The sequence below is a fragment of the Ruegeria sp. B1 genome (assembly GCF_056535885.1).
Map to the genome: position 1 here is coordinate 3634913 of NZ_JBQFJA010000001.1, position 20262 is coordinate 3655174.

Sequence of the window (20262 nt, forward strand, 5' to 3'; positions counted from 1 at the left end):
GACAAGTGGCAATCACAAGTCTGGCATCGGCGGGGCTTTGCCGGTAGAGGTGCGCCAGCAAAGGAAGGCGCATGCTGAAAACCCGTATCATTCCCTGCCTCGATGTCGCCGATGGCCGTGTCGTCAAAGGCGTCAACTTTGTAGGCTTGCGCGATGCCGGCGATCCGGTGGAATCGGCCAAAGCCTATGACGCAGCAGGTGCGGATGAGATTTGCTTTCTGGATATTCACGCCACGCATGAAAACCGCGGCACCATGTTCGATGTTGTGCAACGCACGGCCGAGCAATGCTTTGTGCCGCTGACTGTAGGTGGCGGCGTACGTACCAAGGAAAACGTGCGCGCCCTGCTTCTGGCAGGTGCGGACAAGGTCAGCTTCAATTCGGCAGCCGTCGCCAACCCGGATGTCGTGGCCGAGGCCGCAGATCAATTCGGAAGCCAGTGTATTGTGGTTGCCATTGACGCCAAAACCGTCAGCCCCGGTAAGTGGGAGATCTTTACCCATGGCGGGCGCAAGCCAACCGGCATCGATGCGGTCGAGTTTGCCAAAACGGTAGTCGCCAAGGGCGCGGGTGAAATCCTGCTGACCTCAATGGATCGCGATGGCACCAAAGCCGGGTTCAATCTGCCCCTGACCCGCGCCATCTCGGATGCCGTTGACGTGCCGGTCATCGCTTCGGGCGGCGTGGGCACTCTGGACCATCTGGTCGAGGGCGTCACCGAAGGCGGTGCCAGCGCAGTTCTGGCCGCCTCGATCTTTCATTTCGGCGAGTTCACTATTCGCGAGGCCAAGGACCATATGGCCGCCGCCGGCATCCCCATGAGGCTGACATGAGTATTCTGCACGACCTGGCCGCAACGATCGACGCCCGGAAAAGCGCCGACCCCGACTCCAGCTGGACAGCCAAGCTGCTGGCCAAAGGGCCGGAAAAATGTGCCGAGAAATTCGGCGAAGAAGCCGTCGAAGCGATTGTCGAGGCGGTTAAAGGCGATCAGGACAAGCTGACGGCCGAGGCTGCTGACGTTCTGTATCACCTGCTGGTCATGCTTGCGTCGCGAGATGTGTCTTTGGATTCCGTACTGAATGAACTGGCAGCGCGTCAGGGCATGAGTGGGATCGACGAAAAGGCTGCACGTCCCCAGACGTAGAACCCGAGCTTTCACCAGTTCGACAGGCCGCGTATAGTTTCCCCAGAGCGCCACGGCGCATTCACAATGGGGATCGCTGACGTGTTCCGACGTTTTGCACTTGCGCTGATGGTTTTGTGCGGCCTTTTGCTGGCCGGATGCGTCGCCCCGCCCCCTTCAGACAGTCAAGAGGTACAAAGGCTTGCGGCCGAGATACGCGGCCTTGGTCCAGACGTGGACCCGACCGAGGCTGATCGCGCTGCGCGGATTGCCTATGCTTACACCGCGCAATTGGTGCAGGAATACGAAATCACCGACCCCCCGCTGATCCATAATGCCAAGGTAAACAACGGGCTGCGACCGCGCGGGCTGTGCTGGCACTGGGCTGAGGATATCGAACGTCGGTTAAGTCAGGAGAACTTTGAGACACTCACGCTGCACCGTGCCATCGCCAACGCCGACAACCCGTTCCGAATCGACCACAGCACGGCGATTATCAGCCGCAGCGGAGATTCGCTGTACGACGGCGTGGTTCTGGACCCTTGGCGCTATGGCGGGGTGTTGTTCTGGTCGCCCCTGGTCGAGGATACACGATACGATTGGATCCCGCGCGAGGTGGTTTTGGAGAAACGGCGTCAGGAACAGGTTGCCCGGCTGAAACCCTACACGGGCGGGTAAACAGCTACAGTTTGGACGAAATGATGCCGGTGCTGAAGCCGCCCATGCGCAACTCTCCGAACAGCCGCTGGTATTCGATTTTGGGACACCGGTTCATCACCACGTCGACGCCGCGCGCCTGCGCCTTCGCCGCCGCATCGTCATGCTCAACGCCGATTTGCATCCAGATCGTGCCCAGTTTCGGAAACGCATCCAGTGCTTCATCAACAATCGGAGGCACAGCCTCTGACCTGCGGAATATGTCAACCATATCAACAGGCTCTGTTACATCTGACAACGCGCCTTGAACCGTCCGGCCAAAAAGCTCTTTTCCCGCGTGCCCGGGGTTGACCGGGACCACTGTATACCCTTTGAGCGACAGATACCGGGCCACATAGTAACTGGGCCGCACCGGATTCATCGATACACCCACAACTGCGACGGTTTTTGTCCGCTGTAGGATCGATTTGAGAAAATCGTCGGAATACTCAGGCATGCGCTTACCTTACGCAGGGTCCTGAAAAGAAAAAAGCGCCCAAGAAGTCTTGGGCGCAAGTTTTGGAACGAGGGACAGTGAAATGACCCGCGGCAGTTCCGTTCCGCGGTCACTGTGACATTTAGGCATGATTTGGTTAAAAAAAAGAGGGGGCGCGCATTTTTGTGATGACTTTTCACAAAAGGCGGAAATTCCCCTATTCCCGATACAGAATACCCGGCCAGTTTTCCTCGGCCATATGGATGTAATCACTGGTATCCTGACCCCAGATCTGCTCGACCGCAGGTGAATGAGTCAAATACAGCCTGCCATCGATCACCTGCCACGCCATCGGATCCGTGCTTTCCAGAACGCCGAGCGCCATTCCATAGGAACAATACCCACCGAATTGCGGTGCAAAGGCACGCGGGTTGCTTTCAAACGCCTCTCTGTTTTCCTGCGATGCAAAGAACCACAAAGCACCTTTCCACATCACGGCAATTTCGGGCTGGCCGCGCATCGGAACGTCGCCTTCAAAATAGGACACGGGATCGTACCCGGCCATCGCGGCACCATCGGTCGCGAAGTAGACAGGCCGGTCCTGCGCGTAGAGGGCAGAACCAAGGAAAAGGGCGGTCAGCGCGCCAAAAAAGGAACGTAAGGTCAGCATCACAGATACAGGGTTAAGATTTCAGACCCTCAAACTGCAACTTTTTCCGCTGTGTAACACCCCCGTTGACGCGGTTGTGAACGCCTGTGTCGCCATGATCCGCAATTAATCAAAGATGTCTTCGATCACGTCCCATGCCTCGTCCAGAACATGCGAGAACAGGCTTCTTTTCTTCTTCTTGCGTTTCGACTTGTGCGGAACGTTTCGGACTGTTTTGTCTCGTTTGGGTTTGTAACTCTCGACTTTGCGTTTTGGCAGCATCTTGAGGTTATGGAGCGGCGCGCCGCAACTGGAACAGCTGAGTTCGTGACGCTGCTTCCCCTTGAGAACCAGCGCCGCACGTGTCCCGCAATAGCAGCAGGTTGCGATTTTCGACGGACCTGAAATGGCGCCCTCCCGTTATTGGTGCCGAGACGCATATAGGGCGATTGCGGCCGCATTTGAGACGTTCAGGGACCCAAACCCGCCGGCTGCGTCAATTTTCACCAGATGATCGACCGTCTCCTTGGTCTTTTGCCGCAATCCGGGCCCTTCGGCCCCCAGCACCAGCGCGACCGGGCGATCCCGTTGCTCGCCCAGGGTAGCTTCGATTGTGTCCTGTGCCTCCCCATCCAGGCCCAGAACCAGAAAACCCATGTTCTGAAGTTCCAGAATTGCATCCGCCAGATTTCGGACCCGCAGATAGGGCTGTCGTTCCAACGCCCCGCTGGCAGTCTTGGCCAGCGCACCCGTCTCTGGCGCAGAGTGGTGGCGGGTGGCGATCACCGCGCTGGCCCCTAACACCTCAGCCGACCGGAGGATCGCACCGACATTGTGGGGATCAGTGACGCGATCCAACAGGATAACGCGCGGATTTTCGCGCCCGATGCAGTTCTCGGCCAGCCCGCCCCAGTCCAGCGGTTTGACTTCCAGCGCAGCCCCCTGATGCACCGAGCCCGGATCAAGCGGAGCGGTAAATTTTCGCGGGTCCGCCATCTCGGCCTCAACCCCCGCAAACGCTATTGCATCGTCCAGCTTGTCGCCCGCGTTTCGGGTGACGATCAGGCGCAATTTCTGACGGTTCGGGTTCATCAGCGCGTCCCGAACCGCATGCAAGCCAAACAACCAGACCGTCTCGGACGCCGCCGCTTTACGTGCCTGTTCCTTTTCCACGACCCACTTGGGTTTCTTCATTATCCAGGCCTCCGGGCCGAGGGTTTGGTTTCCTGCACAGCGGCGGAACTTTCCTGTTGACGCTCGTTTGGCGCGCTTGTAATCACGCCTCCACGTCGGGTGCAACGCCTGACAGTGGGCGACAGGCCGCAAGGTGTGGCAGGGGACTGTAACTCCCTCGCGGAGACGCACGCCTGGTTCGATTCCAGGGTCGCCCACCATTCTCATAAATATCTGAAACCAAGGCAAATATTTTCCTAAACGGAAATTCCCTATTGAACTTGTGAGATCATTTGGCACTCATCGGTTCTGGGAGCAGGGTTTCGAATACCTGCCATCAGGCGGCGGCACGCCGCGCGGCGATGCGATTGTACCAGTCAACGATAGCATTGAGATCAGCAGCAAGCCGGTCCGCCTCGCCACCGGTGAACTCCTGAAATCCGGCACTGTTCAGGTCGTTCACTCCGACCAGAACCGGGATGTCCTGGGCTAATGCCTCGGCAATCAAGGGACGGAAACCGCGCCCGTCCGCCTCGTGCTTGCCGAATTTGTTGATGATCAGCAGTTGCGGATCACTCGCCAGTGAGGCGGTCACAAGGCCCACTGCCTGTTCCAGCGCCGCCGGGTCCAGACGGCAGCCGCGCGACGCGCTGCCCAGGGATTGCGAAATGCGGATGGTTTCTCCGTCGGGCAACACCTTGACATCCATGTCGCATTTACTGCTGTCGGCACATTCAGTGTTGGTCTGCACCACGCCGGCCAGACGCGCGCCGTGTGCCAAAAGATGTTCCGCAACCGCGCTCAGAAGGCGGTCGGTGGCACCGCGGTCGGTTGTCGTGACATAGGCCAGATTCATTGGGTTCTCCCAGTCGTGGAATGTGTGAACTTTCAGATAGCACGCAGCGCACTGCCCGACCACTCCCCGCTTCAGGGCAGTGGCGAGAGGCCTATGACGGGTACGTGCAGGTGGAGCAAAACAAGAAAAACCGCGATAGAGGCCAGCCAGACCCAAACCGACGGCCACGGACGTGGCGCATGCAGGGACAGGCGGGCGGTGTGACGCGACAAACGGACCCATTCCGCGCCCATGTCCCGCGCCTTGCGCCGGTCGATCAGGGCCATGCCCAACGCCGCGAAGCCGGCAAACAAGCCAAACAGGATGACATGGGACAGGCTGCCGTTGGCAAGCAGATGCGCCAGCGCCCATAACATCAAAGCGGCAAGGATCGGGTGGCGCGTGGTCCTCAGGATGCCCGGTTGATCAGGGTCGAACGGTCGACGCCCGACACCACCGAAAGAAAACGGGTTTTCGATGGCCAGTCCCGCTAGGGCAAGCCAGCACACAATCGGCATGATCAACAGCGGCACCCAGCGCAACACTTGAAACGACGGAATGACCTCGACATAGGGTGCGTTTGCCGCGGCAACGATCAGCCACGCCAGCACCGCCAGGGACAGCAGCGAATAGCTTGCGAAATAACCCTTTTTGCCCAGTACCTCCATCAGCCAGCCCCGCACCGCAGGGCGTACGGGTATGGCATGGCTGAGCAGAAAGGCAACGAGTGCTGCGAGGAATACGCCCCAACCGGCCATGATCTTCTCCGAACCTGTTGCCACCGGTGTAGTTTAAACCGCGCAGGCGGTCCTTGTCCGAAATCAAGTCGGGCGGAAGCGCAGAAATGCCACCCCGCCCGTGTCTTTACAGGCCCAGAGCCTTGCGCCGTTCCTCGGCAAACCCCTGCACTATTCGGTCAGCGATCAGCGCGAGGATAGCCATGGCAGCCCCAGCCGATATGCCGAGGCCCACATCCGCCTGCCCCAGCGCCAGATAAATTGATTGACCCAGACCTGTGGTTCCGATCAGCGCCGCGATCACCAGCATGGCAAATGCGTAGAGGATGGTCTGGTTCAGCCCCAGCAAGATCGTCGGCGCAGCGTATGGCGCGCGCACATCGCGCATAATCTGCCAGTCGGTTGCGCCGCTGGAAATGGCCGCTTCCATCATCTCATCTGGTGTGTTGACCAACCCGTGTCGGGTGTAACGGATCATCGGGACGATGGCATACGCGCAGATCGCCAAGAAGGCCGAGAACTCGCCAATCTGAAAGACCATCAGTACCGGAATCAGGAAGACGAACAAAGGGATGGTCTGCAGCATGTCACAAATCGGACGAACGACTTTCCAGACCGGTGCCCAGACAGCGCTGGCCAACCCAATCAACCCACCTGCCACGGCGCAAGAAAACACCGCCGCGCCACTGAGGTAGAGCGACAGCAACGCCCGTTCCCACAGGCCGGACACAAGGATGGTACACAGCAACCCGACCGACAGAGCCGCCAGACGCCAGCCACCCGCGACATAGCTGAGAGCGGCAGCACCGGTCAGAACGAAGGGCCACGGCAGGTTTGCAATGCCAGTTTCAAGCATCCCGATGAGGATCAGAACAACCAAACCACCGGTCATGCGCCCACGCCACGTCATCAACAGGGCAACAGCCGCACCGGCTGCGAAGAGGCCGTAGCTCATCGCGGGTGTCCACTGAAACCCCCAGGTGAAAGGTAAGACCGCCTGATCCAGACCGATCCGAAGCGGCAGCAGGACATAGAACATTGAGTTGTTTTTGAGTGCATCCAGCCAGGGCCCATTGTTCTGGGTAAAGGCTGTCAGACCCCGGTCCATCGCCCCGGAGACCGGGTCTAGCAGCGTGATTTCAGCCGGGGTCGACGCAGAGCCCCAAACCACGAGAGTGACAACCGCAGCAACAGCCAGGATCGCCCAAACCACACGCCCGTCATATTTCTTGCGTTCAGTGGCAAGTGTGCCGCTCATCCGGTCGATCACAACCGCAAAAACCACAATGACCAGACCAGCGATCATCGCCTCGCCAAACTGCGCCTTGCGCATGGTCAGCAGAACCTCCCAGCCAATGTCGTTAAAGCCACCGATCACAGCGGCGATGATGACCATCGACAAGGCCGCCATAAGACACTGGTTCACACCCACCATGATCTGCGTTCTGGCCGACGGTATTTCGACCTGAAACAGCTGTTGAAAGCGTGTACCGCCAGACATGATGGCGGCCTCTTTGATGTCGGGCTCCACCCGTTCCAGCCCCAGCATGACGTTCCGAGCCATAGGTGGTGCGGCGTAAATCGCCGAGGCGATCAGGCCGACAACAGGGCCAAAACCAAACAGCAGAAGCAATGGCGTCAAATAAGCAAAGGTCGGGACCGTCTGCATCACGTCCAGCACGGCTTGGACAAATGATTTCACGCGCGGCACTTCGTTGGCGAGGATACCGATGGCCCCACCCATGATCAGAGCAACGGGTACAGATACTGCAACCAATGCCAGCGTGTTCATACTTTCGGCCCAATAGCCCGAAGCCAGCACAAAACTTAAGCCCAGAAAGCCGATAGTGTTGAAAAACACCATTTTTGACGGAAGGTGTTGAAAAATCCAGCCGTTGAAAGCCGGTCGAAAATTTTAGCTAGGGGGTCGGCCAAAGCACGGCATTGCCGTCGTGCCGCGCGCTCATGGCCTTCTCCGTCCAAACTGGGGTGACTTTTCAGGCGCGATGGAATTTGGCGAGAAAATGCATCATCGGAATTTTCGAGTTTTTCAACACTATCAGCCCAAAGCCGCCATTGGCAGACCACCAAGGTACCAGCCCAGCGCGGTGACGATGCCGATCAGAATGGGCCATGGCGTATTGCCCAGCACGAAATTCGCCCAATTCATCGGATAGGCCATCAGGTCCGAAAACAACCTTGCCGCTGGTTTGATGCCGTTCAGGAACCAGTCCAGAAAGGCACCAACCCATTCGGTTGCTGGCAATTCCCAAGCGGTGGGCCATTTGACCAACCAAGGCGCGATGCCTTCCAGCGCGAGGCAAAGCGCACCTACAATCACGGCGATCAGCGCAGCCTGGGCCCCTGCTGTCAGTCGCTGCGCCTGCTGTTCGGGAATATCCGTGACAGCAGTCATGTCTCGTCCACCTGAAGCGCAGCAGCCAGATCCGAGGGATGCACCGTACCCACAATCTCGCCATTCGCGTCGCGTACCGGAACCGGCTCGTACAACTCCATGCAATTGGCGAGCGCCGAGTCCAGCGTCATCCCGGTTGTCAGCCCGGGATCGTCCGGCCCACAGTCGCTGTCGCGCTCCCGCATGACCGACGCGACCTTGGCGTGCTGGCCTTTGGCCACGTCCCTGGAAAACTCGCGCACATAATCATCGACAGGACGCAAAACGATATCTGTCGGCGTACCGATCTGAACGATCTTGCCATCGCGCATAATCGCAATGCGGTCGGCCAGTTTCAGGGCCTCCTGAATATCATGGGTAATGAAAACGATGGACTTCTTCAGCGTCGCCTGAATGTGCAGGAATTCGTCCTGCAACTGGCGGCGGATCAGAGGGTCGAGCGCCGAAAACGGTTCATCCAGAAACCAGATATCGGGGTTCACGGCCAGGGACCGAGCGATGCCAACACGCTGGCGTTGGCCACCAGAGAGCTGGCGTGGAAAACTGTCTTCGCGCCCCTCCAGACCGACCAGAGAAATCACTTCCTGAGCGCGCGCAAGCCGTTCCGTCTTGCCAACACCTTGAACGCGCAGCGGGTAGGCCACGTTTTCCGCAACCGTCATGTGTGGGAACAAACCGAAATGCTGGAACACCATGCCCAGCTTTTTACGACGCAAGTCAGTCAGAGCTTTCTTCGAGGCGCCAACAACATTTTCGCCATCCACACGAATCTCACCGCCAGTTCCCGGCAGCAATTGCGAAATGCAACGGATCAACGTGGACTTGCCGGACCCGGACAGACCCATGATGACGAACAGTTCACCATCCTTGACCTCGAAATTGGCGTCCTGCACCGCCGGAATAAACCCGCTCTCGCGCAGGTCCGCTGCGGCTCTGTCAGCATCATTCCCTGACCGAGACAGCGCGTCGGTCAGGGCTTTGTCAGCGCCGGGACCAAAGACCTGCCAGAGGTTCTGGCAGGCGATGGCTGGCGTCGTCGTCTCGGTCACCTATGCGACCTTACTGCGTGGCCGCGTCGACAACCGGACGCCATTTGTCCTCGTTTTCCGACATCCATGCGGCGACGACCTCTTCGACCTGACCGCCGTCAACGTCGATCGCACCCATCATGGGTTGCTAATCTTCGACTGCCAACTGGTAGTTGGTCAGGATTTCGTAGGCGGCAGGCCATTTGTCTTCCATGCCGCTCCACCCCGCCTTGAAGATGCGCGACGGTGAAAAGTCGCAGTCGTTCACGGCATTGGGATTCGGACCCCAGGCCGGGTCGTTGAAACAGGCCTCTTCACCAGCAGGCAGGTCAACAAACTGCACGTCATAGGCGGACATTGCCCAATGCGGTTGCCAGAACGTGATCAGCAGAGGCGATTTTCGCTCAGTCGAGGCGCGCAGTTCCGCGATCAGAGCACCTTCGGACCCCGCCGGAACAGCCTTGAACGGCAGCTCCAAACCGGTCATGCGGTCCGCTCCCGGAGTGCCCCAATCCGCCGGGTAATCAACCAAGCGACCACCAGGTAGGGTCTCGGCTGTGGCAAAAACCTGTGCACAGTCTTTCAAGGCCTCCCAGGCCGGCAAGCCAGGACACAGGTCCGCCACATGCGCGGGGTAAGCAATGCCTTCTTTGGCATCCAGCCCGAGATCTCCGATCTCCACGACAGTGCCTTCATCGATCTTCTTGGCGTATTCGTCAGACACGTTAGACGACCAGATTTCCAGCGTCGCATCAATGTCGCCGTCAGCCAAAGCCTGGAACTGGTTCATCATACCGGCGGTAACATATTCCACGTTGTAGCCAGCGGCCTTAAGCATTTCGCCCGCGACATGCGTAGTCACGTGCTGCCCTGTCCATTCGTTGATCGCCAGTTTGATCGGTTCGTCCACGGCACCCATATCCGCCGCTTGCGCCGATCCTGCGACCGCAAGGGCCAATAGGCTTACACTCAGTTTTTTCATGTTTTTCTCCCTGTTTCGTTGTCATTGTCCCGGGCAGCGATGCGACGCCAACCGAGAGAAATACGCTAAAGCGGTGCCTGTCGCAGCATGCACAAATTCGGCCGCAAAAGGAAAGGGAACAGTCGACGCGCAACGCCGCTTCTTTCGGAACTTTTCTCTCGACGAGCCCCCATTGACCCAAACCACGCACACCCGGCTATGCTAAACCGGGAGGTTAGGGGGATATTGATTGACTAGTCAATATAAAACACGCTGGCGCCGCGTCGAATGTCTGAACTGGTTTCTCCCTTGCCTTCCTGACGCAATCCCCGAAACTCGGACTCCGAAAGGAAACTGCGATGCATCACTTTGACGAGATCTATGAGATTGCAGCAATGCGCCACGGCGGACCGGACGCACTGGAAAGCAAGTTGACCAAGCCCAGGCCAACGGCCGAACTTGTCGCGATGCCGGAAGATCGATGGCTGTCCATCATCACAAAATGCGTGTTCCAGGCGGGCTTTAACTGGAAGGTCATTGAAAATAAGTGGGATGGATTCGAGGCCGCGTTTGACCGGTTCGATGTTGGTCGATGCGCCTTTATGGATGACGAGAAGTTCGACGCCTTGTTGCAGGACACCCGCATTGTGCGCAATGGCACAAAGATCGCCACAGTACGTGACAATGCGGCCTTTCTTTTGGAGTTGCGGGAAGACGGTGGTGCAGGTCAGGTGTTGGGGGGCTGGCCCTCGACCGATTACATCGGACTGCTGGCCATGCTGGCCAAGCGTGGTTCGCGCCTCGGCGGCGCCTCTGCCCAGTATGCGATGCGGTTTGCCGGGCGGGACAGTTTCATCCTTTCACAGGATGTGACGGCGCGGTTGATTGCCGAAGGGGTGATCGACAAGGCTGCAACCTCGAAGAAAGCGATGACCTCAGTTCAGCAAGCCTTCAACACCTGGATGGATCAGTCCGGTCGATCGCTGACCGAAATCAGCCGGGTTCTGGCCATGAGCCTCTGAAAACGGTTTGCGGTCTCTGCTTATCCCATTAGGCTCGCAGGCATGGCTATCCGCGTGTTGTTCCTGGCCCTTTTGTTGCTTGCGTCCTGTGGTCGTCCGCTGACCGATCACGAGCGCGCTTTTGCAGATGCCGTTCAGGGCGAAACACTGAACCTGGATCGCGTGCGTCTGGTCGAGGGTGCGCCCGTTGCGCCAATAACCTATTTCCGCGAAGCCCGACCTCGGCTTGCCTGTCGCGAACGCATCCTGCCCCCGATCGAAGACGGCATGGTGACCGGCAAACCGGCGGCTGTTGCCCTGTTCAACAAGGTCTATTTCACCCGCGACTGGTATCTTGAAGACTATATGTCCGATTATCCGGACGAAATGAACCTGATTGCGGCGATGCTGCTGGCCCACGAACTGACCCATGTCTGGCAGTGGCAGAACCGCAAGACGACCGGGTATCACCCCTTGCGTGCAGCTGCCGAGCATGGCGGGCGCAAAGACCCTTACCTTTTTGATCTGGATACGTCACCGGATTTCCTATCCTACGGGTTCGAACAGCAGGGCGCGATTGTCGAGGAGTATGTGTGCTGCCGCGCGCTTGATCCGGGCGCAGAGCGCACGCAAAGGCTGCACGAAATGCTGGGCACGCATTTCGAACTGGATCCGCTGTCCAAAGGCAATCGCGAGCGAGATGTGGTGATCCCGTGGAGTGGGGCCAAGATTAAAGGCATCTGCAGGTGACGGCTCAGTTCTCCTGAAGCGTTTGCAAATAGGTAACGAGATCCACGATGGGTTGGCTGGTCAGGATCGGCTGACCGGCAGGTGTTTTCATAGACGTGTCCTGACCTTCGAAATATGGGCCATAGACCGGCATCGGGCTGCCATGGCTGACCAACGGATCGCGCCCATCGATCCGAGCGACAACGCGGGCCGTCGGGAAAACGCCGTCTTCATCCGCGAGCTGTTTCAGATTTGTCGGCTGGATGATGAGGACACTGGCCATTGGGCCCTGCCCCGTGGCATCGAGCCCGTGGCAGGTCGCGCAATAGTGCCGATAGAGCTCGGCGCCTGTCTCCAGGTCTTGCCCCCAAGCAGCTTGTGATGCCGTCATCGCAAGCCCGATCCACGCAGCACCAAGTATCCCCTTAACCATCGCATCCTCCTGTCTAGATTGGCATTTACAGGCTTGCCCGGCGGCCATACAGGCGCAATGATCCAGATCAACGAAATCGGCGCAGAGGGTTCGGGCAATGACACAGTACGCAGCCATCATGTTAGCCGCCGGAATTGGCGTGCCAATCCTGGCGGCGCTCAACGCGGCCCTCGGTAAACTGATTGGGTCGCCGACCACGGCAGCGGTCATTCTGTTTGCCATCGCGTTTGGCGCATCGGCGGTCGTGATGCTGCTGTTTCCGGGATTTGAGGCGCTGTCAAAGGTGACACAGGCGCCAAAGCACCTGCTGCTGGCAGGGGTACTGATCGCCTTTTACGTCCTGTCGATAACGCATGTCGCCCCGCATTTCGGTGTCGGCAACGCGGTGTTCTTTGTGCTGCTGGGACAATTGCTCAGTACTGCCGCCATCGACCATTTCGGTCTGTTTGGCGCGCAGGTCACCCCGCTGACATGGGTGCGGGCGGGCGGAATTGCCGTCATGGCGGTTGGCGTCGCGATCACTCAACTGGCCTGAGCACGCCCGCGTCCAATCGCACCACCCGATCCATTCGCCCGGCGAGTTCAAGATTGTGCGTGGCGATCAGTGCCGACAGCCCCTCGTCGCGCACCAGAGACATCAGTGCCTCAAACACCTGATCGGATGTGTCCGGGTCCAGATTGCCCGTTGGTTCATCTGCCAGAAGGACACGTGGTTTATTGGCAAGCGCCCGACAAAAAGCCACGCGCTGTTGCTCACCACCTGACAACGCCGCCGGGCGGTGACCGGCACGTGGAGCGACGCCCACGCGATCCAGCAATTGCATGGCCCGATCTTGCGCCGCGCTCTCGGCAACACCATTGGCCAGTTGCGGCAGGGTGATGTTTTCAAGGGCCGTAAACTCGGGCAGCAGATGGTGGAACTGGTAGACGAACCCCACGTCCTGTCGACGTAGTGCGGTGCGGGTCCGGTCCCCCTTTCCCGACACGTCCTGTTCCGCGATTTCAACCGTTCCGGCATCGGGTGTGTCCAGCAAACCGGCGATGTGCAGCAATGTCGATTTACCGGCCCCCGAAGGTGCGACTAGTGCCACGGCCTCGCCCGAACGCAGTTCCAAATCAGCGCCGCGTAATACCTGAACCTCTCCCGGAGTGCCCTTGAGGTAAGTCTTGGTCAGACCGCCCAGACGCATCGTCACATCATTCATAGCGCAATGCCTCAACCGGGTTCAGCCGTGCGGCGCGGCGGGCCGGGAAATAGGTGACAAAGAATGACAGGCCCAGCGACAACCCGACCGCCTTGAGCACATCTGTCAGATGCAGCTCCGCTGGCAGTGCGTAGATGCCACGTATCGCCGGGTCCCAGACGCCGCCGCCCATCACGTAATTCACGAACGAAAAGATTGGGTCGATATAGATGGCGAACAGACATCCCAACAGGACCCCCATCGCCGTTCCGATGATCCCCGTGAACGCGCCGCAGATGAAAAAGACGCGCAGCACTGATCCTTCGCTCAGCCCGATAGTGCGCAGAATTCCAATGTCACGCCCCTTGTTCTTGACCAGCATGATAAGGCCCGAAACGATATTCATCGCGGCGATCAGAACGAGGATTGAGAGGATGATGAACATCACGTTGTCTTCAACCTCCAATGCCCTCAGAAAACCGCCCGAGGCATCCTGCCATGTCCAGATCTGGCTGCGCTCTCCGGCGGCCTCCAGAATCGGGATCAGGATTGGACCCAGATCCTCGGGACGCGCGACCATGACTTCGATCTCGTCTGCCACACCTTCGCGATTGAAAAAGCTCTGGGCTTGAGAAAACGGCATGTAAACCCGGGTCCGGTCAATGTCGTAGCGCCCGGCGGAAAACACGTAAACGAGTCGGTAGGCATTGACGCGCGGCGAGGTGCCAAACGCCGTCTTGACGCCATTTGGCGATGTCAGCTTGACGGTGTCACCCACCGTTGCGCCGATGCTGCGCGCAACGCCCGAACCGATGGCGATGACGTCCTCGCCCGTCGCGAATTGGGATAGATCACCTGCGGCCTGCTCGCTTTGGGCGACCCCGGGCAAATCGCGCAGATCATCGGGTCGGATGCCAAACACCTCGACCCCGCTGCTGCGGTCGCGGTTGGTAATCAAAACCTGCCCCTTGACCAGCGGCGCGGCGCGTTCGACGCCCGCGACCTGTGCGATACGAGATGACATGCTTTCATAATCGGTGATCGTGCGATCAACCCGTCCCTGCCCGTCGATCTCTCCAGACGAATACACTGTGACATGGGCGTTGGCGCCCAGAATTGTGCCCACGAACTCTGCGCGGAAGCCGGACCGGACAGCCAGAGTAGCGATCAGGGCAAACACCGCCAGCGTTATGCCGATCAAGGAGATCCACGTCATGACGCTGACGCCCCCTTCGACACGACGCGCGCGCAGATACCGCCAGGCTATTTTCCATTCAAAGGGCGCAAAGGGCGCGGGTGTGTTGGCCATGCCTGCTCCGGTCTACTGATCGCGGCGACCCTTTCGGCATTTCGTCGGATGGTCAACCCGGTTGTCAGTTCTTGCGGCGCTCTCAGACCTAGAGCGCCGAAGTTTTCTGTAGAACCATCTCCGCCTCGGTCCGTCCGCAAATTCCCCTGGACTCCAAGGCCGCGAAGACCTGTTGGCGCATGTGATCCGGCAAGTTCGAAATTGCCCGGTTGTGCAATCCGAGGCTCAGCGCTTCGGGGTTATCCAATCGAGAGACCAATTCCGCCAGCTCGTCCTGCGAATATGTCGGCCATAAACCGATATTCTGGGTGTGGGCATGCTCGAACCATGGGGCGTATCCCGCCGGGTTTTTGAGACAGAAGGCGTTCAACAACATGAATTCAGAGGGGCGCCTGCGCGAGGCAAACAGGGACTGAACGGACCCGTACCTTGCATTTATCTCCTCCAACACCCCGAGGATCAGGGACCTGCGCACCGGAAAGGGCGTCGAAAATGTCGTGGTCTTACATGTCGGCAGGTTCGGGCGGTCCACATCCAGCGCATCCAAACTCTGCAAAAACCAGTTTCGATGATAGTCGCTTTTGACATCCATGAACGAGATGCGCGCGGTACCCGCATCGGAAAAAAACTTCGCCTCATCGAAGGACCGCAAGAACAGGTTCTTGGTGTCCAGGATGATCATATTCTCTGACGCTGCGACGCGCGCTGCGCCAAGCTTCAGCACCTGCTGCGCCCTGTACCCATTATTGCCGCGCCATCCGCCTTTTCGGATCAGCGGCAGACGAAAACGGTTTTCAATCAGCACCCGATCGCGCAGGGGCCTGCGGGCACAATGACCCGGTCCCAGTAAAACATCATCACCGCTGTGAAGCTGCACCTTGGATCGCAATGCCCCATAGTTTGAAAGGATAGGTTCTACCTTTTGGCGAAGGCTGGTCTCATCGACATCGTTCAGGATCACATGGATGGATGCGACGTGCTCGGGGGCGACAAACCGGGCAAGGGACAGCGCCTGAAGTTTGAGCAGGGGGAAGTCCTTGGAATAGACGACGGTGGCAAAACTCAGCAAAACGCATTTTCCTCGTGGCCGCGTTGCCCCCTGTACCACCAAATCCTGCCGGGTCAATTCTTGCCAAGGCGCGCAGAAAACGAATCAATCCGGGCCGCAGCATGTTTTTAAACACACAGAGGTAGTCCTCAAGACCTACGCGCGACACCTGAAGTTGTGAAGTCAATCACAGACAGGTGCCGATTGTTTCAGCTATGAAGTCAATGCAGGCATTGCGTGAGTCACTGAACTCAAAATGCAACATTTATTAAGCAACTTTATTTCGCTTTTTGCTTATTTTTAGAAACTTTGTCACCCTGACTGCGGGGGAACACATTTCAGAGCGGGGGTCGCTCATGAATATCTATACTAGACCAGAGGGGTCGGGCCCGATTTTGGCCCGCAATGCATCAACAGACCTAGATTGCGAAACCGCAGCATTACTGCGCGCGGCGATCCGGCCGATCTTTGCCAGCGCTGCAAGCTGGGCCAACTTATCAGACATTCTGAAAGCCAAAGGATATGATCTGGCGTTCCGGCAAGGGCGGTTGTGCGTGACCGACCGTGCCAGCGGGGCTCGGATTTGCGGGTTGCGGTTTCTCGGATTCGAGTTTCGGGATCTCGTGCGTCGACTTGGACGTCCGATTGTCGTAGCGCGGGGCAATGGTGCCAATGGCGACGTGCTTGCTGTGCGACCGACACGCAGCAGAGCCTAGAAACTCCGCCAGAACTGGACTGAGCGTCTAAGGGTTTTTGACAAGCTGTGACGGGCCGCGATCCGGATCGGTTCAGGCGTGTCCGCGTTGCGCAACACCTCAGCAATCAACCTCAGCGGCATGTGCCCGCGACGATAGAATTCCGCAAAGTCCTGCTGAGTCAGATGGCGCGCGGCTTGGAAACCCGCATAGTATTTCACCCAGACACGCGCATAGTCCTGACCCGTTGCGGCATCGTCACTGGTGGCCCCACGATCCCAGAACAGGGATATCGGGTCGTCCATCCGCTCGCCTTGGTATCCGCCCCCAATCAGGCGCAGCATAAGGTCGTAATCCGCAGCAATGCGAAACTGGGTGTCATGGCCGCCGAGGGCGAGGAACACATCGCGCTTCAAAAAGACCGAGTTGTGGCAGAACGGCATCCTTTGCAGGATGGCTTTCAACGACATCCGCTTTTCCATGCTTTCGCTGCCATCCTGTAACCGGCGAAGCGTCGAGCCATATAGAAAATCGGGTCGCGTTTGTTCCAGACGATCCGCCGCGCGGTTCAGAATGTCGTGTGACGCCAACGAGTCGTCTGAGTTCAGAAACAGCAGGTAGTCTCCCTGTGCCGCCTCTGCGCCCTTGTTCATCGCGTCATATAAGCCGCTGTCCGGCTCGCTGATGACGCGCGTTCGGCCTGCGTTTTCAGTCACATTAGTCAGGAAATCGAGCGTACCATCGGTCGAAGCGCCATCCTGAATGATGTGTTCGGCCCGGCTGCACTTCTGCCGTTCCATGCAGTCGATGACACCGCGAAAGCTGTCCTGCCGTCCCTGTGACACAAGATCATAGGTCGCCGTGATCACCGAGATCAGCGGCGCGTCGGACGGATCAGGCGATTTGCTCATAGATCCCGGCGACCTTGGCGACGGCAGCTTCGGGGCTGAGCTCTGCGCTTTCGCCCGTACGGCGGCTGGTCAATTCCACGATACCGTTCTTCAAGCCGCGCGGCCCAACGGTGATGCGCCAAGGCAAACCGATCAGGTCCATGGTGGCGAACTTACCCCCTGCCCGTTCGTTACGATCATCGTAGAGCGGCTCTAGACCCAGCGCGGTCAACGCCGAGTAGATCGTTTCGCAGGCTGCATCAGCCTCTTCATCACCTTGCTTGAGGTTGACGATCCCGCAGTGGAACGGCGTGACACCTTCGGGCCAGATGATGCCTTTGTCGTCGTGGCTGGCCTCAATAATCGCACCGACCAGCCGGCTGACCCCGATGCCGTGGCTGCCCATATGAACCGGGACCGGCTTGCCATCGGGGCCTTGGACGGTCGCGCCCAGCGCTTCGGAGTATTGAGTGCCAAAATAGAAGATCTGGCCAACCTCGATGCCGCGCGCCACACGGCGACGCTCTTCGGGGATCTCGTTGAACAACGCGCCGTCATGGGTTTCATCCGTGCGCGCATATTTCGATGTGAACTCTTCCAAAATAGCTTGGCATTGCGCGCGGTCATCATAGTCAATGACTCGGTCGCCAAAGGTGAGATCGGTCACCGCGCTGTCGTAGAAAACCTCGGACTCGCCGGTATCCGCCAGCACCAGGAATTCATGGGTGTAATCGCCGCCAATCGGGCCGGAATCGGCGCGCATCGGGATGGCTTGCAACCCCATCCGCTCATAGGTGCGCAGATAGCTGACCAGGTGACGGTTATAGGCGTGCAGCGCATCCTCTTTGGTCAGGTCGAAATTGTAGCCGTCCTTCATGTAGAACTCGCGGCCCCGCATCACACCGAAACGCGGGCGGATTTCATCCCGGAATTTCCACTGAATCTGATAGAGCGTTAGCGGAAGGTCCTTGTAGCTGTTCACATGACCACGGAAGATGTCTGTCACCAGTTCCTCGGCGGTCGGTGTGAACAGCATATCCCGGTCATGCCTGTCCTTCATCCGCAGCATTTCCTGACCGTAGCCGTCATAGCGCCCGGATTCGCGCCACAGGTCGGCGGATTGCAGTATCGGCATCTGGATGGCGATATGGCCTGCCCGCGCCTGTTCCTCGTGCACGATGTTTTCGAGCTTGCGCAGCACTTTGAAGCCTAGCGGCAACCAGGAATAGATGCCGGCAGCCGCCTGCTTGATCATGCCAGCACGCAGCATCAACCGGTGGCTGACAATCTGGGCCTCAGACGGGTTTTCCTTGAGTACGGGCAGAAAGTAACGGCTGAGGCGCATTGTTTGACCTTCACGGGTAAGACTTCGACTTCAAAGCTGCTTATGCCAAAGGTCCGCCGGGGGCAATCGCGCACTGGAGATTTTGCGATCTGCAACTTGCCGGTTTTTTTGATTGACCCGCCAGTCAGGGTTTTCAATTGTAACAAAACTGAAAAACTCAGAGGCATCGATGCAGACGATTCAAGAACCGGCGCGGGATACACCCGTTATCCACACAACGGACATTCTGGTTGTGGGTTCCGGTCCCGCTGGCTTGGCGGCGGCCCTGTCCGCCGCAAGGGCGGGTGCCGAAGTCACGCTTGTTGACAGGTTCGGCTGCATGGGCGGCAATATCACCGCCGTAGGGGTCGAAGGGTTTGCCTGGTATCGGCACGAACAGACTGTCGAGGCGGGCGGTATCGGAATGGAATTCGAAACCCGCGCCAAGGAAATGGGTGCGGCGGTACCGGAAAGCCAGTCGCTGAGTTACGAGTTGGACAGCGAAGGGTTCAAACTGGTCGCTGACCGGTTGGTGGAAGAGGCAGGCGTGTACCCGATGCTGCACCGGCAGTTCGTTGCTCCGATCATGGAAGGCGACCGGATCACCGGCATCATCACCGAATCCAAAGCCGGGCGCGAGGCGGTTCTGGCACGGATCGTGATCGACGCGACGGGCGATGCAGATGTGGCCCATCGCGCCGGAGCGCCGACACAGAAGACGGCACCGGAAGAGATGATGGCGGCGTCGGTCATGTTCCACCTTGCCGGGGTCGACAAGCGCGCCTTTATGGAAGGCGTCAAAGCCGATCCGCAGACCTACAAGGACTGGGGCGGTGGCGGAGAATGGAACATCGAAACCAGTGGCAAAGAGGACGACATGTTCTCGCCCTTCGTTCACAAACCCTTCCAACAGGCGATTGATGCAGGGGTGATCCCGGCCCATCTGAACACCATCGCCGGCACCTGGGGTGCGATGCATGACACCGGAGAACTGACCTACATGAACCTGATTCATTTGGATCAGGTGGATGGCACCGACCCGGACAGTCTCACAAAAGGAGAAATCGAAGGACGCCGGCAAACCATGCTCGCAATCGATGCCCTGCGCCGCTTTATGCCTGGGTGCGAGAACGCACGATTGCGGAACTTTGGGATGACCATCGGCATCCGCGATACCCGCAAGATAGATGCTGTTTACAATATGACCGAGGACGATGCCCGCCATCAGGGTCGCTTCGAAGACTCAATCGGTATCTACCCCGAGTTCATCGACGGGTACGGCATCCTGATCCTGCCAACGACCGGGCGCTACATGCAGATCCCTTACCGTTCGATGCTGCCCAAACGCATTAAGAATCTGCTGGTTGCCGGGCGGTCGCACGGGGCCGACCGTGTTGCGCATGCCGCGACACGCAACATGGCCTGCTGCGCGGTCATGGGTCAGGGCGCGGGCATAGCGGCTGTGCAGTCGCTGAAAAGCAACCGTGATCTGGATGCGCTGGATCTGGCTCCGGTGCACAAAGAGCTGGATCGCCAAGGCGTGCGGGTCTTTTGATTATCGGAACCCCTTGTTTGTGCCACCAGACACCGAC

Annotated in this window: 23 protein-coding genes, 1 tRNA gene and 1 pseudogene; 9 read left to right on the forward strand and 16 right to left on the reverse strand. The window is 58.6% G+C overall.

Going from position 1 to position 20262, the window contains the following annotated elements; translation table 11 throughout:
* The first annotated feature begins 71 nt into the window (after positions 1-71).
* From hisF to ACR3ES_RS18020, 3 genes are all read left to right on the forward strand, one after another.
* Entirely contained in the window at positions 72-833 is a 762-nt protein-coding gene (gene hisF, locus ACR3ES_RS18010) for an imidazole glycerol phosphate synthase subunit HisF (RefSeq protein WP_170433697.1), read from the forward strand.
* Positions 830-1147 (forward strand): phosphoribosyl-ATP diphosphatase, encoded by a 318-nt coding sequence (locus ACR3ES_RS18015; protein WP_170433699.1) that lies wholly within the window; start codon positions 830-832, stop codon positions 1145-1147. The genes hisF and ACR3ES_RS18015 overlap by 4 nt, the downstream gene beginning before the upstream one ends.
* 66 nt (positions 1148-1213) lie before the next feature.
* On the forward strand, positions 1214-1804 hold the full coding sequence (locus tag ACR3ES_RS18020; protein WP_480458691.1) for a hypothetical protein: 591 nt from the start codon (positions 1214-1216) through the stop codon (positions 1802-1804).
* A gap of 4 nt (positions 1805-1808) precedes the next feature.
* Here ACR3ES_RS18020 and ACR3ES_RS18025 read toward each other — a convergent pair whose 3' ends face one another.
* From ACR3ES_RS18025 to rlmB, 4 genes are all read right to left on the reverse strand, one after another.
* Positions 1809-2279: a CoA-binding protein gene (locus ACR3ES_RS18025; RefSeq protein WP_170433701.1), complete on the reverse strand. Its 471-nt coding sequence runs from the start codon at positions 2277-2279 to the stop codon at positions 1809-1811.
* 196 nt (positions 2280-2475) lie between these two features.
* Positions 2476-2928, reverse strand: a complete 453-nt coding sequence (locus ACR3ES_RS18030; RefSeq protein WP_170433703.1) for a YHS domain-containing (seleno)protein — start codon at positions 2926-2928, stop codon at positions 2476-2478.
* A 105-nt stretch (positions 2929-3033) separates the two neighbouring features.
* Positions 3034-3315, reverse strand: a complete 282-nt coding sequence (locus ACR3ES_RS18035; protein WP_170433910.1) for a hypothetical protein — start codon at positions 3313-3315, stop codon at positions 3034-3036.
* Positions 3316-3327: 12 nt separating this feature from the next.
* Positions 3328-4101, reverse strand: coding sequence for a 23S rRNA (guanosine(2251)-2'-O)-methyltransferase RlmB (gene rlmB / locus ACR3ES_RS18040; protein WP_170433705.1), 774 nt, complete (start codon positions 4099-4101; stop codon positions 3328-3330).
* A 116-nt stretch (positions 4102-4217) separates the two neighbouring features.
* Between rlmB and ACR3ES_RS18045 the strand changes: the two genes are divergently transcribed.
* A tRNA-Tyr gene (locus ACR3ES_RS18045) sits at positions 4218-4301 on the forward strand.
* 116 nt (positions 4302-4417) lie between these two features.
* On the opposite strand, the gene ACR3ES_RS18050 is transcribed toward ACR3ES_RS18045, so the two are convergent.
* The 6 genes and pseudogenes from ACR3ES_RS18050 to ACR3ES_RS18075 form a co-directional block, all read right to left on the reverse strand.
* A complete protein-coding gene (locus ACR3ES_RS18050; RefSeq protein ID WP_170433707.1) occupies positions 4418-4936 on the reverse strand; it encodes a DUF2478 domain-containing protein in 519 nt (172 codons plus the stop codon).
* Positions 4937-5007: 71 nt separating this feature from the next.
* Positions 5008-5673, reverse strand: coding sequence for an NnrU family protein (locus ACR3ES_RS18055; RefSeq protein WP_170433709.1), 666 nt, complete (start codon positions 5671-5673; stop codon positions 5008-5010).
* A gap of 106 nt (positions 5674-5779) precedes the next feature.
* Positions 5780-7516 carry an ABC transporter permease gene (locus tag ACR3ES_RS18060; RefSeq protein ID WP_480426387.1) on the reverse strand — a complete coding sequence of 579 codons (1737 nt, stop codon included), beginning with the start codon at positions 7514-7516 and terminating at the stop codon, positions 5780-5782.
* 195 nt (positions 7517-7711) lie between these two features.
* Complete coding sequence (locus ACR3ES_RS18065) at positions 7712-8068, reverse strand: hypothetical protein (RefSeq protein WP_480424132.1); 357 nt, start codon at positions 8066-8068, stop codon at positions 7712-7714.
* Positions 8065-9117, reverse strand: a complete 1053-nt coding sequence (locus ACR3ES_RS18070; RefSeq protein ID WP_170433711.1) for a betaine/proline/choline family ABC transporter ATP-binding protein — start codon at positions 9115-9117, stop codon at positions 8065-8067. Before ACR3ES_RS18070 ends, ACR3ES_RS18065 begins: the two co-directional genes overlap by 4 nt.
* A gap of 10 nt (positions 9118-9127) precedes the next feature.
* Positions 9128-10078 (reverse strand): annotated as a pseudogene (locus tag ACR3ES_RS18075) (ABC transporter substrate-binding protein).
* Positions 10079-10416: 338 nt separating this feature from the next.
* Between ACR3ES_RS18075 and ACR3ES_RS18080 the strand changes: the two are divergent.
* Together ACR3ES_RS18080 and ACR3ES_RS18085 are read left to right on the forward strand one after the other, a co-directional pair.
* Positions 10417-11079, forward strand: a complete 663-nt coding sequence (locus ACR3ES_RS18080; RefSeq protein ID WP_170433713.1) for a DNA-3-methyladenine glycosylase I — start codon at positions 10417-10419, stop codon at positions 11077-11079.
* A 42-nt stretch (positions 11080-11121) separates the two neighbouring features.
* The gene (locus tag ACR3ES_RS18085; RefSeq protein ID WP_170433715.1) at positions 11122-11808 is read left to right on the forward strand and encodes a hypothetical protein; all 687 of its coding nucleotides are present in this window, start codon (positions 11122-11124) and stop codon (positions 11806-11808) included.
* Between the two features lie 4 nt (positions 11809-11812).
* Here the strand turns inward: ACR3ES_RS18085 and ACR3ES_RS18090 are convergent, their stop codons facing one another.
* Complete coding sequence (locus ACR3ES_RS18090; protein WP_170433718.1) at positions 11813-12220, reverse strand: c-type cytochrome; 408 nt, start codon at positions 12218-12220, stop codon at positions 11813-11815.
* Positions 12221-12317: 97 nt separating this feature from the next.
* Between ACR3ES_RS18090 and ACR3ES_RS18095 the strand changes: the two genes are divergently transcribed.
* Positions 12318-12755, forward strand: coding sequence for a DMT family transporter (locus ACR3ES_RS18095; RefSeq protein ID WP_170433720.1), 438 nt, complete (start codon positions 12318-12320; stop codon positions 12753-12755).
* Here the strand turns inward: ACR3ES_RS18095 and ACR3ES_RS18100 are convergent.
* From ACR3ES_RS18100 to ACR3ES_RS18110, 3 genes are all read right to left on the reverse strand, one after another.
* The gene (locus ACR3ES_RS18100) at positions 12739-13425 is read right to left on the reverse strand and encodes an ABC transporter ATP-binding protein (RefSeq protein ID WP_170433722.1); all 687 of its coding nucleotides are present in this window, start codon (positions 13423-13425) and stop codon (positions 12739-12741) included. The two genes, ACR3ES_RS18095 and ACR3ES_RS18100, sit on opposite strands and share 17 nt — an antisense overlap.
* Entirely contained in the window at positions 13418-14713 is a 1296-nt protein-coding gene (locus tag ACR3ES_RS18105; RefSeq protein WP_170433724.1) for a lipoprotein-releasing ABC transporter permease subunit, read from the reverse strand. Before ACR3ES_RS18105 ends, ACR3ES_RS18100 begins: the two co-directional genes overlap by 8 nt.
* A gap of 88 nt (positions 14714-14801) precedes the next feature.
* The gene (locus ACR3ES_RS18110; protein WP_170433726.1) at positions 14802-15782 is read right to left on the reverse strand and encodes a DUF6492 family protein; all 981 of its coding nucleotides are present in this window, start codon (positions 15780-15782) and stop codon (positions 14802-14804) included.
* 335 nt (positions 15783-16117) lie between these two features.
* Between ACR3ES_RS18110 and ACR3ES_RS18115 the strand changes: the two genes are divergently transcribed.
* The gene (locus ACR3ES_RS18115; protein WP_170433728.1) at positions 16118-16477 is read left to right on the forward strand and encodes a hypothetical protein; all 360 of its coding nucleotides are present in this window, start codon (positions 16118-16120) and stop codon (positions 16475-16477) included.
* Here ACR3ES_RS18115 and ACR3ES_RS18120 read toward each other — a convergent pair.
* Complete coding sequence (locus ACR3ES_RS18120) at positions 16474-17367, reverse strand: glycosyltransferase family 2 protein (RefSeq protein WP_170433730.1); 894 nt, start codon at positions 17365-17367, stop codon at positions 16474-16476. The two genes, ACR3ES_RS18115 and ACR3ES_RS18120, sit on opposite strands and share 4 nt — an antisense overlap.
* Positions 17351-18691 carry a proline--tRNA ligase gene (proS, locus tag ACR3ES_RS18125; RefSeq protein ID WP_170433732.1) on the reverse strand — a complete coding sequence of 447 codons (1341 nt, stop codon included), beginning with the start codon at positions 18689-18691 and terminating at the stop codon, positions 17351-17353. Before proS ends, ACR3ES_RS18120 begins: the two co-directional genes overlap by 17 nt.
* Before the next feature lie 169 nt (positions 18692-18860).
* On the opposite strand from proS, the gene ACR3ES_RS18130 reads away from it, so the two are divergent.
* Positions 18861-20225, forward strand: a complete 1365-nt coding sequence (locus ACR3ES_RS18130) for an FAD-dependent oxidoreductase (protein ID WP_170433734.1) — start codon at positions 18861-18863, stop codon at positions 20223-20225.
* Positions 20226-20262 lie beyond the last annotated feature (37 nt).